Raw genomic sequence first — 12,333 nt, forward strand, 5'->3', positions numbered from 1 at the left:
TCGGGTGCGCGCCGGCCGCGGGCAAAACCGTTTGGATGGCGGACCCAGTCGCGCTGACGGGATACGGACGCAGCACAGCCATCGTCGGCGTTCCGTCCCCCGTTTTCAGTCTGCTGGAATCGCCGCCCCGGTTGAAGGGGTTAGCCCTCCGATATTCACGTGTAGAGGTGACCGACGATGCAAACCAGAGAACTCGAGGCTGAACTGTTCGGGCGGGAAACCCGGTTCGAGTACTCCGAACACTGGGTCGGCTACTCGCTGGTGACCCTCCGGCTGGTGCTGGGGTGGACCTTCTTCTACGCGGGCGTCACGAAGGTCCTCGACCCCGGGTGGTCAGCCGGTGGCTTCCTCACGAACGCCATCCCCGCGGGGAACCCCTTCGCGGGCGTGTGGACGACCATGGCCCAGGACTACCTGTGGCTCGTCGACCCACTGAACGCATGGGGGCTCACCCTCGTCGGACTCGCGCTCCTCCTCGGCGCCTTCGTCCGGTGGAGCGCGTTCTGGGGGGCCGTCATCATGCTGTTCTACTGGGCGGCCAGCCTGCCGCTCGCGAACGGCCTCGTCGTCGACAGCCACGTCGTGTACGCCCTCTTGCTGTTCGGTCTCGGGGCGTTCGGCGCCGGCCGCATCCTCGGACTCGACGCCTACCTCGAACGGCACGAGTTCGTCCGGAAGAACCAGTGGGTCAAGGTACTGCTCGGCTGACGCGGTCGGGACCGGGCAGTTCACGTCGCGGTTTTTCGAGGCCAGCGACCCGATACGGCGTCAGAAGCTGAGGGGCTTGGCGTCTCGCCACGTCGGTTCGAACTCGGCGTACACCTCGGCGGCGAACTCGGGGTCCTTCAGGTCGATCATCGCGAACGTCTCGCGGGACCCGAGCGGGTTCGGAACCTGGATGACGCACTCCATGTCGTCGATGAGGTTGAACGTCCCAGTCACGTCCTCGCTCGTGCGCACCTGGAACGCGGATTCGCCGGAGAGGCGTTCGCGGTAGCGCCGACCGACCTCCTCCGAGAGCGAGGCGACCATCTCCCGCGTGAGCAACACGTCGACGTCGACGCCGCGTTCGAGTGCCTCCTCCAGTTCCTCGACGACCCGGTCGCCGACCTCGGAGACGTCGAACTGCGGTGACGGCGTCGAGGCGACCATGATGATGCGCTCGTCGGCCGCGGTGAGTCGTTCGAGCAGGAGGTCGGTCGTCTCCTCCTGGCCCACCGCGGCGGTCCAGAACTGCTCCTCGACGGGTTCGGCCGCGTCGAGTTCTTCGGACAGTTCCTCGACGATGTTCTCGTACTGCTCGGCCTTCTCCTGCAGTTCGCGCTTCTTGTCGTCGAGGAGCCGGTCCAGCGCCGTCGCCGGTTCCACCGCGACGTACTTCTTCGGCCGACTCGCCGTCTGCGACCGGACGAGGTTGTACTGCTCGATGCTGTTCAACACGTCGTAGATGCGGCCCATCGGCACGTCGCTGGCCCGAGACAACTCCTTTGCCGTTGTCGGCCCGGTGTTCAGCAGCGCCCGGTAGGCTCTCGCCTCGTACTCGGACAGACCGAGGTCCCTGAGACTCGCCATAATAAACGATGTCACAGTGGAGAACCATAAACACAACGGTAGTTGTTTCGCTCGCCGGGTCTCCCGCGGTGGTCGGACGGGCGTCGCGTCCGCTCAGGACGCCGTCTCGGACACGCGCTCCCCGAGTTCCTCGGGCGTCCACGCCGGGTCGGCCACCTCGTCGCCGCGGACGACGTACGCCGCACCGGACTCCTCGTACCCCTCCGCGGCCGGAATCACGACCTTCTCGTGGTCGGCCATCCGGAGCGCGGCGCGGTGGAGGTCGCTGCCCGCCTCGTCGGTGACGGCGACGACGAGCGGGTCGTGCAGCAGGCGCGAGACGGCGCTCCCGTAGGCGGCGACGCGCACGCCGAAACGGTCGGCGGCGCCTGCGAACGCCGCCAGCGCGTCGTGGGCGACCTCGCGGTAGCCGTCCTCGCCGGTCAGCAACGAGAGGTCCAGCAGCGCGTCGGCGAACTCGACGTTGCCGTCGAGCGGTCGGAGCGGCCGGTCGACCAGTCCGGCGCCCTCGCGGGGGCCGTCGACGAAGGAGTCGCCGACGCGGAGCGTGTCGATGGCGTGGTCCGCGACCGCACGGGCCGTCTCCAGTACGTCGGTTCCGCCCCCGGGTGCGTCGGGTCCGAGCACCTGCCTCGCCCGCGTGAGCGCGGCGAGGACGCGCGCCTGGTCGACCAGCAGCCCCGACGCGCCCGTCTCGTCGTCCGTCCGGTAGTGGGTGACGACGCCGTCGTCTACGAGGTCGCCGGTCAGGTACGAGAGCGTCCGTTCGGCGTACCGCCGGGCGGTGTCGTCGTCCGTGTACGCGTGGTAGGTCGCCAGGGCGTCGACGGCGAGCGCGTTCCAGTCGGCGAACGCCGTCCCGTCCACCGGCGGTTCCGCCATGGTCTCCCGGTCGCTCGGTTCGGCGGTGTAGTACGCCGCGCCCTCGCCGGCGGACTGGCTCCCGCCGAAGGCCTCGCCGTTCCACAGCGTCGCGGTCAGGTAGTCCACCGTGGCGGCCGCCGGCTGGCGGTACTCGTCGCGTCCGGTGTAGAGGTACGCGTTCGCGAACGCACGGACCAGCGTCGCGTTCGTGTCGAGCAGTTTCTCGTGGTGCGTGTCGCTCCAGTCGGGGTTCGACGCGAACCGGAAGAACCCGCCCGCGTAGTCGTCGAGCAGGTTCGCGCTGACCGCGTTCAGCGTCCGCAGGGCCTGTTCGCGCTCGCGCTTGAGCGCAAACTCGACCGTTCGAGGGAGCGGGAACTTCTCGGCGTCTCCCCAGCCACCGTTGCGCTCGTCGTACGTCCCCCGGAGCTGGCCCACCAGCTGGCTCTCCACGTCGTCCGTCAGGTCCCCCGCCGGCGTGTCGGCGTCCTGGAGCGCACGGGGGACCTGCCCCGCCGACGCGCCCCGGTCGCCCCACATCTCGCGCACCGAGTCGAGCACCTGGCGCATCCCGTCGACGCCGAGGTAGCCAGCGCCCGTCAGCACCTCGCCCTCGGGCGTCAGGAACACCGTCGACGGGAAGCCGCCCATGTTGTACCGGTCGCGCACCCGCGGGTGGCGGTCGACGTCGACGCGGACGGGGACGAACCCGTCGTTGACGTTCGCCGCGATTCGCGGTTCGTCGTACGTCTCGCGGTCCATCTCGTGGCAGTGCGAGCACCACGTCGCCGACAGCGACAGCAGGACCGGCCGGTCGGTCCGGGCGGCGACGTCGAACGCCGACTCGCCCCAGTCGTGCCACTCGACGCGCGTTCGCGCGGCTGAATCGTCCATGTACGACGCTTCGGCCCCGCGCGCCTAAGGGTTCCGCGATGCGGCGGTCGACGGGCGACGACTGGAGCAGGTTCGGTGGCTGGACTGGACTCCCGAACGAGGCGTTCGCGCCGTTCGGGTGGGCGCCATCCGCGTCGCGACCACCTGGATAGAAAAAGGGCTTTGGGGCGTGGTGCGCTACACCCGTGCATGCGAACGCTCCGGTACATCGGGCTGTTGCTACTCATCCCGCTGCTCGACGCGCTCTTGCTCGTCTACGTCGCGGCCAGCGGGTACCTCACCGCGATACAGACGGTCGCGCTCGTCGTGTTCACCGGGCTCATCGGGATGTTCCTCGTGCGTGCGGAGGGCCGGCGTACGATACGGAAGATACAGCGACGCCTCTCGTCCGGCGAGGTGCCGACGAACGAACTCATGGACGGCGGCCTCCTCATCGCCGCCGGGGCGTTCCTCCTCACCCCCGGGTTCGTTACGGACGCACTGGGCATCCTGCTCACCGTCCCCATCAGCCGGATTCCCATCCGCACCGCGTTGAAGCGGTACGTCGTCACGCCGTACCTCGACGAACAGACCGGCGGGCTGGCCTCCGGCAAGGTCTGGACGGTCGGCTTCCCCGAGGGTCAGGACCCCTTCGACGGGAGCGCGGACGCGGGATTCGGCCCCGGCCCGAGCTCCGGGGGCACGGACGACGACGTGTACGACCTCGACGACGACGCCTACGACATCGAGTTCGACGACGACGAGTGAGCGTGCCACCCGGTGTCTCGGTTCTGCGAGAAAGAAACGTTTAAACATCCGTCCAGCCAACTCAAAATCGCACACCTCGGGCCGATAGCTCAATCAGGTTGAGCGCCACTCTGATAAGGTGGAGGTTCTCGGTTCAAATCCGAGTCGGCCCACTCGATATAAACCATTTCCCCGGTTTTGCTGATAGTTTCACGGGTCCCAGAACGAACCGACGAGACGCGGGACCATCCGGCAATCTGTACCTTTCGTGGTGCGTTCATCGTCGAGTCACAGCAGCGGCGCGCCGCACTCGACGAAGGGGTGTGTCGTCCACGAGCGCCGACCGTGCGGTCACCTCGGCGGCATCCAGCCAGGTGTCGTCGCCTGCGCGCCTCGAACGCACCTCCAGAACTCGTCGTCAGACGCGGGCCGAACTCGATGGAGAGCGACGACACGACACCGAGTGAGGATGGATTCGAATCCCTGCCGCCGGTCGGTCCTGCCACTCGGTATCACCACTTCCCGCTTTCAGTTCCCCCGAGCAGGGGGACTTCGTTCACCCATCGATACGTAATGTTAACTTGTTTCGATGAGAATCCCGGGATACTGCTGTGGGTTAAACCGGACGACAGGAACGCTATCTCGACAACGGAACACGATACATATGGCTAACAGGGAAGACGAAGCCCGAGGCGATATCGACCGGTTTGCAGACTTACTGCCAGCGTACGACAGGATGCGATACGGGGTCTCTTCAGGAATCGAAGACGCGATCGAATTCAAGAACAACATGGGACTCCTGTCCAGGATTCTGCTCTTCTGGGCCCCCACCCAGCTATCGCTGTATCTACTCGTCCCGCGACTGTGGTCCGGTTTCGTATCGGTCGGAGACGTAACTGCTGCTGGCGTTTCTGCAACCGCCCTCAGAGCGACTGCCACGACGAGGTTATTCCTGGTGGTCGTCGGACTCCTCCTGATCTGGGGAGGGCTGTTCTACTACAGGCTTCTCGCGCTCGAGAAGACGACCGAACGAGTACTCGAACGAGTAGAGGCCCCATGAGCAGGTTCGCTCGCGAGGCGGCGACACGCGACCTGCGGCGTTCGCGAATCGTAGCAGTCGCAATCACGGCCCTGGGGTTTTCGGTCGCCGGTCTGAATTTTGGAATCTCGGGCTTTCTGGGTGGAGCAGTTCTGGGAATCGTCGTGGGCGACTTCCTCACGGGGGCGAGACCGGAGTCGGGCGGCCGAACCGGGGGGCTCTTACGACGGGCTTCCCAGAAAGAGCACGAGAGAACCAGCAGAAAGACGTACAGGCTGCCCGATTCCGGGGTTACCGTTCGTGTCCTCGGAAAGGTCGGACCGGATACCGCGTTCGTCGAGTTCGACTGGGGGATATCGGGAGTGTCGCTTTCGCAGAACCAGGTTCCACTGTTGAGCTTCTCCCTCCATCTGCAGGACGGATTCGAGGTCGAACGATTGGACAGCGGTTCTCTCGAAGCCCGTGTCCGAACGACCGAGTTAGCGGAGGTCAACGACCGGGTGGAGCGAATCCTTCGGGAGCTGGACGAATCGATGGCTTCGGAACTTCGAGACGAAACCCGAACCCATGAGTCGGTGCGGTCGTCTCTCGATCGCCTCGGTCTGGAACACTTCAAAACGGAACGAGGGCAGTGACCCCTGGCGACGACCGGAGCGCACTGTCCGTCACGGAACGCCGTCGTCAGTTCCGGGTTCGACGTCGTCGGCTTCGTCGTCTGTCCCGTGTCGCCCGTCGTCGACGTCGGTCACGGAGAGCAGCGCCTCGATGTGGTCGAAACTGGTCCCGTCGTCGGGCCAGTCGAGGAACAGCACCACCGTGTCGTCCACGCCGACCTCGACGTCCAGTGCGGGTGCACGGTCGCCACTGATGGGAACCGGGTAGCCGTCGGGGACCGAGTCCCGACCGGACTGAACTCGCCCGACGGACGGCCGCTAGAAGCGATAGCGCGCTATCTCGGTCGAATCGCAGGCCGGACACTCGAGCGCGTCGGGAGGGACCTTCAGTCCACAGTCCCGGCACTCGTGCAAGGTCCTCACACCACCACCCCCTACCCGGCTGAGAACGTCGAGTAGACCCATCGTTACTCACGGTACAGCCACGACATGGATTAACGTTTATTGAGGTTTCGTACCCGTTATAGGTGGATAGAGCACTATTGCACCATATTTACTGACCAGTTGGTGCCCGTCCGAACATGTCAACCCGTAGACCACAGGTCTGCCGGAGCGCAACGACGCCCCCGACGTGGTCGGCAGCGACCACCCCAGGGTGCGAGCCGAGACCCCGACGGATATCGCAGGCTTTTAACCCCCTGCTCCCGTCCGTCGAATTGCAACACGGCGCTGGTAGTGTAGTGGTATCACGTGACCTTGCCATGGTCACAACCTGGGTTCAAATCCCAGCCAGCGCACTTCTGTCGACGCACCACCGTGAGCAGTCGCTGTGCGACTGCGAACACGACGGTGCGAGACGAGGAACGCGGTTCGCCCGGGACGATGGACCCCGGCCACGGACGGCCACGACCCGAGTTCGCAGACGGTCCGTCGACCGCGTGGCGGAACGGCATCCCGCGTCGAATCGACGGCGGGGTGCACTCGCCGGGCGATACACGCCCGTTCGAACGGTTCTCCGGCCAGGTCGACCTGCGCACGTCGGTGCGGTCGTGTCAGCGCAAAATGTCGCCGAGGGAACCGCTTTCACATTCACTCCGGGGTGCGAGTTTTTACCTCCGGACTCGGTGGGGGAAATAGATGGGATTCATCGACCGGCTTACAGGGCTACTCGGTCGTGACGACACAGAGAGCACGGACGCGCCGGAGCGGGCGAACGCGGCCGAGACGACGGCCGGGGCATCGGCGGCGGAATCAGGCGAGACCGGGGCAGTGACTGGGGACGGCGACGTCGAGTCGACCGAACGGACGCCCGTCGGGGTGGAACCGGCACGGTCGGGGTCGGGCGGCACGCAGGCGGCCGGGGCGACCACGGCCGCCGTGAAGCAGCCGTCGCCAGGGGAACGCGAGGACGCGACGGTCGAGCGGGAGGCCCCTGCGCGAACACGTGACCGGAGGGCAGTGTTCGGCGAGCAGGCCGCGGCGTTCGTCGAGAGCCACCCGAACCGGGAACTGGACTACTCCCAGGCGTCGCTGGCCGTGCTGGACGACGTGGCGGCGCGAGAGACGCGCGAACAGAAGACGGTACTGGCGCTCGGGAGCTACTTCGGCGAGACGCTGTTGGCCGAACACGACGGCGCGTGGAACAGGCCGGACGGGGGCACGTGGGCTGTGGTCCTCGAGGGCCCTGAGACGGACGTGACGCTGAACGTCTTCCAGTTGGCGAGCGACGCCGTGGCCGGCCCGACGTCGTTCGAGGCGACGTACCGGTCCGTCGAGAACCGACTCTGAGCGCCCGCCGAAACGGGTTTCTGTCGTTCGCGCGTTCGGTAACGTATGAGAGACGTGGGGCTGCGAGCAGTGTGGTCGTTCGCGCAGGAGTCGACGTTCGTCCACTGGCTGGTCGTCCCGCTCTCGGTGCTCTCGGTCCTGCTCGTCGCGGTCGGGGCGACCGTCCTGCCGGTGCACGTGGTCCTGGAGGTGACGCTGTACTTCCTCGTCGGGTCGACGGCCGTGATGGCCGCCGGGCTGACCGTCGAGTGGGCGCTGAAGCGGTGGCTGGCCGACGACGAGGAGCGTGCGTACTACTGACGTGGACGGGCAACCATTTTTAAACTCCCCCCTGAATGGTGTCGGACATGCAACGAGCACTTGCCGTCGTCCGAACCGACTCCGAAGCGACCGAAGCACTCGTCCGAGAGGCGGGGGAGATTGCGGCCGGCACGGGTTCGACACTGCATCTACTACACGTCCTGCCGGAGGAGGAGTACGAGGAGCGGATGGCGTCGCGACTGGAGACCACGGCCGGTGGCTTCTCAATCGACGAGGCCGAACGCGAGGCGAGACACATCGCCAGCGAGGTCGGCCGCGAGGCGCTCGACGGCGTCGACGTCGAGTACGAGACCCTCGGCGTCGTCGGCCGGGAGGAGCGGATGATACTCGACGTGGCCGACGAGCACGATTGTGACCACGTCTTCATCTCGGGGCGGCGACGGTCGCCCAGCGGGAAGGCACTGTTCGGCGACCTGACCCAGCGCATCCTGTTGAACTTCGATGGGATGGTCACGGTCCAGCTCCACGACGAGGGATGACGACCGTCGCCTTCCTCTCGGTCGCGCCGGTCGTCGAGGACAGCATGGCCGAGGAGGTCGCGGCGGCCGTCGCCGCGCTCGACGACTTCGACGTACGCTGGGAGACGACGCCGATGGGGACGACCATCGAGGCCGAGGACGCCGCGACGGTGTTCGCAGCGGCGCAGGCGGCCCACGAGGCCGTCGACGGCGACCGCGTCTCGACGTTCCTCAAGATCGACGACAAGCGTACCGTCGATACGACGGCGGACGCGAAGGTCGACGCCGTCGAGGAGCACCTCGGGCGCGAGGCCCGGTCGGACGAAGAGTGAACACTCTGGTTTTATTTCCAGTCGACCTCTTCCGTCCGGTATGCGACGACGCCGCCTGCTCGCTCTCCTCGGTACCGCCTCGACCATCGGAGCGACGTCGCTCTCCGGGTGTCTCGGTAGCGGTGCGAGCACCGACGACGGCGCGACGTTCTGTTCGACCAGTCCGACCGCCCAGGGTACCGGTGACGTGCTCGACGTCGGCGCGGGGACCGACGTCGAGGACGGCGGTATCGACCTGCTCGTGCCGCTCCCGCGCGACGCGCTCGACACGGTCGCGTACCTGACGGTGGACACGGAGTCGGGGGTGACCGCCACCCTCCCGGTCGACGCGGGCGACGAATCGGCGGCCGACCCCGACCGGTTCCTCGGGGACGTCACCGTCTACCGACAGCGCGTCGCGGACGGCCTCGGTACCGGTCGCGTCTCGATCACCGCCTTCGGACCGGACGACGAGGAACTGGACTCGGTATCGCTCCGGTACGACTGCCACGAGAACTGAAACCCTTTACCCCGGGCCGAACAACCCAGTTCCATGGAGAGTCTCAACCGGATGGCCATCGAACTGGTGGACGAGGCCATCGACTTCGCGGAACTGCTCGACGTCGGCGCGTACGAGCTGGAGAACGAGGCGACGGTCCTCGACTTCGGCGTCGACTTCGACGGCGGCATCGAGGCCGGGACGTTGCTCGCCGAGATACAGACCGCCGGGATGGCGACGGTCCAGACCCGGATGGACGAGGTCGGCGGTGCGCCGATGCGTTACGTCGACGTGGTGACCGACCACCCGGACCTCGCGTTGCTCTGCTCGCAGAAGGCCGGGTGGGAGGTCGGCGTCGAGGACTTCCAGGGACTCGGGAGCGGTCCCGCCCGGGCACTCGTCGGGACCGAGGACGTGTTCCGGCAGGTCGGCTACCACGACGCCTTCGACCTGACTGTCCTCACCGTCGAGTCCGACGCGCTCCCCGGTGAGGCCGTCGCCGAGCACGTCGCGGAGATGACCGAGACTGCGCCGTCGAGCGTCTTCCTCGTCGGGTTCCGGACCGCCAGCCTCGCCGGGAGCGTGAGCATCGCGGCACGGGCCGCCGAACTGGCGGTGTTCCGTCTGACCGAACTCGGCTACGACCCCCGGGACGTCGTCTCGGCGTCGGGGACCGCCCCAGTCGCCCCCGTCGCCGAGTCCGAGGAGGCGGCGATGGCACGGACGAACGACGCACTGGCCTACGGCGGCCAGGTCCACCTGACCGTCCGGGAGGACTTCGACCGGTTCGACGAGGTGCCCTCGACCGCCGCCGACTCCTACGGCAAGCCCTTCGACGAACTGTTCGACGAGGTCGACTGGGACTTCTACGACGTGGACGAGGGGGTGTTCGCGCCGGCGAAGGTCACCGTCGACGTCGTCGGCGGCCCGACCGAGGTGTACGGCGAGACGAGCGAGGCGCTTCTCACCTCCGCGTTCGGACTGTGAAGGTCAAACACGTCCCGGCCGCACCCGACTCGCTCGACTTCGTCGCGGTCGCACAGCGCGCCGTCCCGCTCGTCCCCGGCAGTCAGGACGACTGCTGTGCACGCCTGCTCGACAGGACCGACCTCGTGTCCCGCGACCAGGCGGCGACGTGGCTCACGTTCCTCAGGGGCCTCGGTCTGGTCGAGCGTGGCGAACTCGGCTACACGCGCGTTCGCCGTGACCCCGACCCGGCGTACCTCCGGACGGCGTTCCTCGACGGCGTCTTCGGGGCCGACGACGTCCTCGACCTGCTCCGGTCTGCCGACGAACCCCTGCCCGTCGACGCGGTGTTCGAACGCTACCGCGACAACGTCCCCCAGTGGGAGCGCCACAAGAACCCGAACACCTGGGTCGACGTCTGGGCCGAGACGGTCGAACACGAACTCGACTGGCTGGTCCGCCTCGGACTGGCCGAGGAGACGGACGGCGGCTACCGGGCCGTCTCCCGGTGAGGGCCCACGTCGACCCGTCCGCCTGCCTCTCCCGACGTATCTCGTCGCCTGATTTATACTCGACGCCGACCGAAGTCAGCGTATGACCGGTTCCATCGACGCGGTGCTGTTCGACCTCGACGACACGCTGTGTCGCTACCGACAGAGCATCGGCGAGGTGCTGTCGGTCGCCTTCGAGCGGACCGGGGTCGACCCGGTCTTCGATGCAGCAGACTACGTCTCGCGGTACGACGACTACTCGGAGGCGGCCGACGGCATCGACGACCTTCGTCGCGCCTGCTTCGCCGACCTCGTCTCCGAGCGTGGACTCGACCCGGCCCACGGTCACGCGCTCGCCGACGCCTACGCCGAGGAGCGCGACCCGACCGGCGTCGACCCGTTACCGGGTGCAGTCGACGCCGTCGAGGCGCTCGCGACGGACCATCGTCTCGCCATCGTGACCAACGGCGCACTGGGGATGCAGGCCGACAAACTGAGCGCGCTCCCGTTCGAGGACCACTTCGAGCACGTCGTCCACGCGGGCTACGACGCGCCGGCGAAGCCCGACCCCGAACCGTTCCACGACGTGCTGGACCACCTGGATACGACGCCGGACCGGGCGGTCCACGTCGGGAACTCGCTGGAGACGGACGTCCGGGGTGCCCACGCCGCCGGGGTCCGGTCCGTCTGGCTCGCAGACGGGTCGACGCCTGACCCCACGCCGACGTACACCGTCGAGGAACTGTCGGAACTGACCGCACCGCCGTGGCGGTGACCCCGGCGTCTCCGAAGGGGTCGCGGCTACTGCACCTCGATGCGCGTCCAGGCGTCGTCGGCGCGTTCGAGCAGGCGGTCGATGCGGTCGCTCATCGGGGGGTGCGTCGCGAGCAGTCTCGTGAGCGTGCCCTCCTCCTCGCCGTGGATGTAGAGGGACGAGAGCAACCCGGAGGCCGGGTCCGACGCGCGCTCGATGTGTGCGAGCGCCCGTGCGAGGTCGGCGGGACGGCCGGTCACGTCGGCCGCCCGGTCGTCGGCCGCGAACTCGCGTCGCCGGGAGTGCGCACGGAGCAGGAGCGTGGCCGCGAAGGTCACGACGACCACCGTGCCGGCCACCGCGACGTAGGTCTGGCGCAGGTGCGTGGTGAACGGGTCGGGGCGCTCCCCCCGGAGCCACGTGAACGCGCGCCTGAGGCCGGCGACGAGCAGGCCGACCGGGAGGAGGAGGACGAACAGCAGGCCGCTCAGGGTCTGAGCCACGCTGAAGCCGAGCGTCTGTATCAGGCTGTCGCGGCTCTCGAGGTGGGCGAGTTCGTGGGCCACGATGGTCTCCAGCTGGTCGAGCGTGAGCAGACGGAACAGCGAGGCGTCGAGGACGACCACGCCGCCGTCGCGCCCGCCGAGCGCCAGCGCGTTCGGCGCGGCCATCCGGGCGACGAGCAGTCGCGGGGCCCTGATGCCCATCTCCTCGCCGATGCGGTCCACCCGGGCGTACAGCTGCGGGGCGCGCTCCTGCGGGAGTTCGCTCGCGTGGAGCGAGGCGAGGATGCGGGCGGTGGCGCCGCGGTAGCTCAGGTAGCCGAACACGAGCGAGGAGGCCAGGAGCGCCCCCGAGAACAGGACCGGACTCGGCCGGCGCTCCCAGAGCAGGGCGAGCGCACCGGTGACCAGCCCACCGAGTGCGAGGTAGAGGACGACCAGCACGAGACCGGTGACCACCATCAGGAGGCGAGAGACGTGAGACCGAACGGGCATCCTGTGTAGACGAACGGTCGCGTCGAGGGAACCGTTAC

16 protein-coding genes and 2 tRNA genes are annotated in these 12,333 nt (G+C 67.6%); 14 read left to right on the top strand and 4 right to left on the bottom strand.

Features of this window, described 5'->3' with window-relative positions:
- The first annotated feature begins 177 nt into the window (after positions 1–177).
- Positions 178–708 (top strand): DoxX family membrane protein, encoded by a 531-nt coding sequence (locus ACSC1W_RS06515; RefSeq protein ID WP_435346128.1) that lies wholly within the window; start codon positions 178–180, stop codon positions 706–708.
- Positions 709–768: 60 nt separating this feature from the next.
- On the opposite strand, the gene ACSC1W_RS06520 is transcribed toward ACSC1W_RS06515, so the two are convergent.
- Together ACSC1W_RS06520 and ACSC1W_RS06525 are read right to left on the bottom strand one after the other, a co-directional pair.
- A complete protein-coding gene (locus tag ACSC1W_RS06520; RefSeq protein ID WP_435346129.1) occupies positions 769–1,572 on the bottom strand; it encodes a TrmB family transcriptional regulator in 804 nt (267 codons plus the stop codon).
- Between the two features lie 93 nt (positions 1,573–1,665).
- On the bottom strand, positions 1,666–3,330 hold the full coding sequence (locus ACSC1W_RS06525) for a DUF255 domain-containing protein (RefSeq protein WP_435346130.1): 1,665 nt from the start codon (positions 3,328–3,330) through the stop codon (positions 1,666–1,668).
- Between the two features lie 189 nt (positions 3,331–3,519).
- Between ACSC1W_RS06525 and ACSC1W_RS06530 the strand changes: the two genes are divergently transcribed.
- From ACSC1W_RS06530 to ACSC1W_RS06545, 4 genes are all read left to right on the top strand, one after another.
- Positions 3,520–4,077, top strand: a complete 558-nt coding sequence (locus tag ACSC1W_RS06530; RefSeq protein WP_435346131.1) for an FxsA family protein — start codon at positions 3,520–3,522, stop codon at positions 4,075–4,077.
- 78 nt (positions 4,078–4,155) lie between these two features.
- Positions 4,156–4,229, top strand: a tRNA-Ile gene (locus ACSC1W_RS06535).
- Between the two features lie 491 nt (positions 4,230–4,720).
- Positions 4,721–5,116, top strand: a complete 396-nt coding sequence (locus tag ACSC1W_RS06540) for a hypothetical protein (protein ID WP_435346132.1) — start codon at positions 4,721–4,723, stop codon at positions 5,114–5,116.
- Entirely contained in the window at positions 5,113–5,730 is a 618-nt protein-coding gene (locus ACSC1W_RS06545) for a hypothetical protein (RefSeq protein WP_435346133.1), read from the top strand. The genes ACSC1W_RS06540 and ACSC1W_RS06545 overlap by 4 nt, the downstream gene beginning before the upstream one ends.
- A 30-nt stretch (positions 5,731–5,760) precedes the next feature.
- Here the strand turns inward: ACSC1W_RS06545 and ACSC1W_RS06550 are convergent, their stop codons facing one another.
- Positions 5,761–5,922 carry a hypothetical protein gene (locus ACSC1W_RS06550; protein WP_435346134.1) on the bottom strand — a complete coding sequence of 54 codons (162 nt, stop codon included), beginning with the start codon at positions 5,920–5,922 and terminating at the stop codon, positions 5,761–5,763.
- 513 nt (positions 5,923–6,435) lie between these two features.
- Here ACSC1W_RS06550 and ACSC1W_RS06555 point away from each other — a divergent pair.
- From ACSC1W_RS06555 to ACSC1W_RS06595, 9 genes are all read left to right on the top strand, one after another.
- Positions 6,436–6,506, top strand: a tRNA-Gly gene (locus ACSC1W_RS06555).
- 340 nt (positions 6,507–6,846) lie between these two features.
- Positions 6,847–7,497: a hypothetical protein gene (locus ACSC1W_RS06560; protein WP_435346135.1), complete on the top strand. Its 651-nt coding sequence runs from the start codon at positions 6,847–6,849 to the stop codon at positions 7,495–7,497.
- 45 nt (positions 7,498–7,542) lie between these two features.
- A complete protein-coding gene (locus ACSC1W_RS06565) occupies positions 7,543–7,797 on the top strand; it encodes a hypothetical protein (protein ID WP_435346136.1) in 255 nt (84 codons plus the stop codon).
- A gap of 47 nt (positions 7,798–7,844) precedes the next feature.
- Positions 7,845–8,297 carry a universal stress protein gene (locus ACSC1W_RS06570; RefSeq protein WP_435346137.1) on the top strand — a complete coding sequence of 151 codons (453 nt, stop codon included), beginning with the start codon at positions 7,845–7,847 and terminating at the stop codon, positions 8,295–8,297.
- Positions 8,294–8,608 (top strand): MTH1187 family thiamine-binding protein, encoded by a 315-nt coding sequence (locus tag ACSC1W_RS06575; protein WP_435346138.1) that lies wholly within the window; start codon positions 8,294–8,296, stop codon positions 8,606–8,608. The genes ACSC1W_RS06570 and ACSC1W_RS06575 overlap by 4 nt, the downstream gene beginning before the upstream one ends.
- Before the next feature lie 40 nt (positions 8,609–8,648).
- The gene (locus ACSC1W_RS06580; RefSeq protein ID WP_435346139.1) at positions 8,649–9,107 is read left to right on the top strand and encodes a hypothetical protein; all 459 of its coding nucleotides are present in this window, start codon (positions 8,649–8,651) and stop codon (positions 9,105–9,107) included.
- Positions 9,108–9,140: 33 nt separating this feature from the next.
- Complete coding sequence (gene mch / locus ACSC1W_RS06585) at positions 9,141–10,073, top strand: methenyltetrahydromethanopterin cyclohydrolase (RefSeq protein ID WP_435346140.1); 933 nt, start codon at positions 9,141–9,143, stop codon at positions 10,071–10,073.
- Positions 10,070–10,564, top strand: a complete 495-nt coding sequence (locus ACSC1W_RS06590; RefSeq protein WP_435346141.1) for a double winged helix-containing putative transcriptional regulator — start codon at positions 10,070–10,072, stop codon at positions 10,562–10,564. The genes mch and ACSC1W_RS06590 overlap by 4 nt, the downstream gene beginning before the upstream one ends.
- Positions 10,565–10,646: 82 nt before the next feature.
- Positions 10,647–11,318 carry an HAD family hydrolase gene (locus tag ACSC1W_RS06595; RefSeq protein ID WP_435346142.1) on the top strand — a complete coding sequence of 224 codons (672 nt, stop codon included), beginning with the start codon at positions 10,647–10,649 and terminating at the stop codon, positions 11,316–11,318.
- A gap of 26 nt (positions 11,319–11,344) precedes the next feature.
- Here the strand turns inward: ACSC1W_RS06595 and ACSC1W_RS06600 are convergent, their stop codons facing one another.
- Positions 11,345–12,295, bottom strand: a complete 951-nt coding sequence (locus ACSC1W_RS06600) for a M48 family metallopeptidase (RefSeq protein ID WP_435346143.1) — start codon at positions 12,293–12,295, stop codon at positions 11,345–11,347.
- Positions 12,296–12,333: the final 38 nt, after the last annotated feature.

Origin of the sequence: Haloarchaeobius marinus, from assembly GCF_051207415.1 — an archaeon.
In the GTDB taxonomy this organism is placed as follows: Archaea; Halobacteriota; Halobacteria; order Halobacteriales; family Natrialbaceae; genus Haloarchaeobius.

Bases quoted from the DNA above. Each gene is read 5' to 3' on its own strand.
- ACSC1W_RS06515 (WP_435346128.1), top strand. From the start codon at position 178: ATGCAAACCAGAGAACTCGAGGCTGAACTGTTCGGGCGGGAAACCCGG.
- ACSC1W_RS06520 (WP_435346129.1), bottom strand. From the start codon at position 1,572: ATGGCGAGTCTCAGGGACCTCGGTCTGTCCGAGTACGAGGCGAGAGCC.
- ACSC1W_RS06525 (WP_435346130.1), bottom strand. From the start codon at position 3,330: ATGGACGATTCAGCCGCGCGAACGCGCGTCGAGTGGCACGACTGGGGC.
- ACSC1W_RS06530 (WP_435346131.1), top strand. From the start codon at position 3,520: ATGCGAACGCTCCGGTACATCGGGCTGTTGCTACTCATCCCGCTGCTC.
- ACSC1W_RS06540 (WP_435346132.1), top strand. From the start codon at position 4,721: ATGGCTAACAGGGAAGACGAAGCCCGAGGCGATATCGACCGGTTTGCA.
- ACSC1W_RS06545 (WP_435346133.1), top strand. From the start codon at position 5,113: ATGAGCAGGTTCGCTCGCGAGGCGGCGACACGCGACCTGCGGCGTTCG.
- ACSC1W_RS06560 (WP_435346135.1), top strand. From the start codon at position 6,847: ATGGGATTCATCGACCGGCTTACAGGGCTACTCGGTCGTGACGACACA.
- ACSC1W_RS06565 (WP_435346136.1), top strand. From the start codon at position 7,543: ATGAGAGACGTGGGGCTGCGAGCAGTGTGGTCGTTCGCGCAGGAGTCG.
- ACSC1W_RS06570 (WP_435346137.1), top strand. From the start codon at position 7,845: ATGCAACGAGCACTTGCCGTCGTCCGAACCGACTCCGAAGCGACCGAA.
- ACSC1W_RS06575 (WP_435346138.1), top strand. From the start codon at position 8,294: ATGACGACCGTCGCCTTCCTCTCGGTCGCGCCGGTCGTCGAGGACAGC.
- ACSC1W_RS06580 (WP_435346139.1), top strand. From the start codon at position 8,649: ATGCGACGACGCCGCCTGCTCGCTCTCCTCGGTACCGCCTCGACCATC.
- mch (WP_435346140.1), top strand. From the start codon at position 9,141: ATGGAGAGTCTCAACCGGATGGCCATCGAACTGGTGGACGAGGCCATC.
- ACSC1W_RS06595 (WP_435346142.1), top strand. From the start codon at position 10,647: ATGACCGGTTCCATCGACGCGGTGCTGTTCGACCTCGACGACACGCTG.
- ACSC1W_RS06600 (WP_435346143.1), bottom strand. From the start codon at position 12,295: ATGCCCGTTCGGTCTCACGTCTCTCGCCTCCTGATGGTGGTCACCGGT.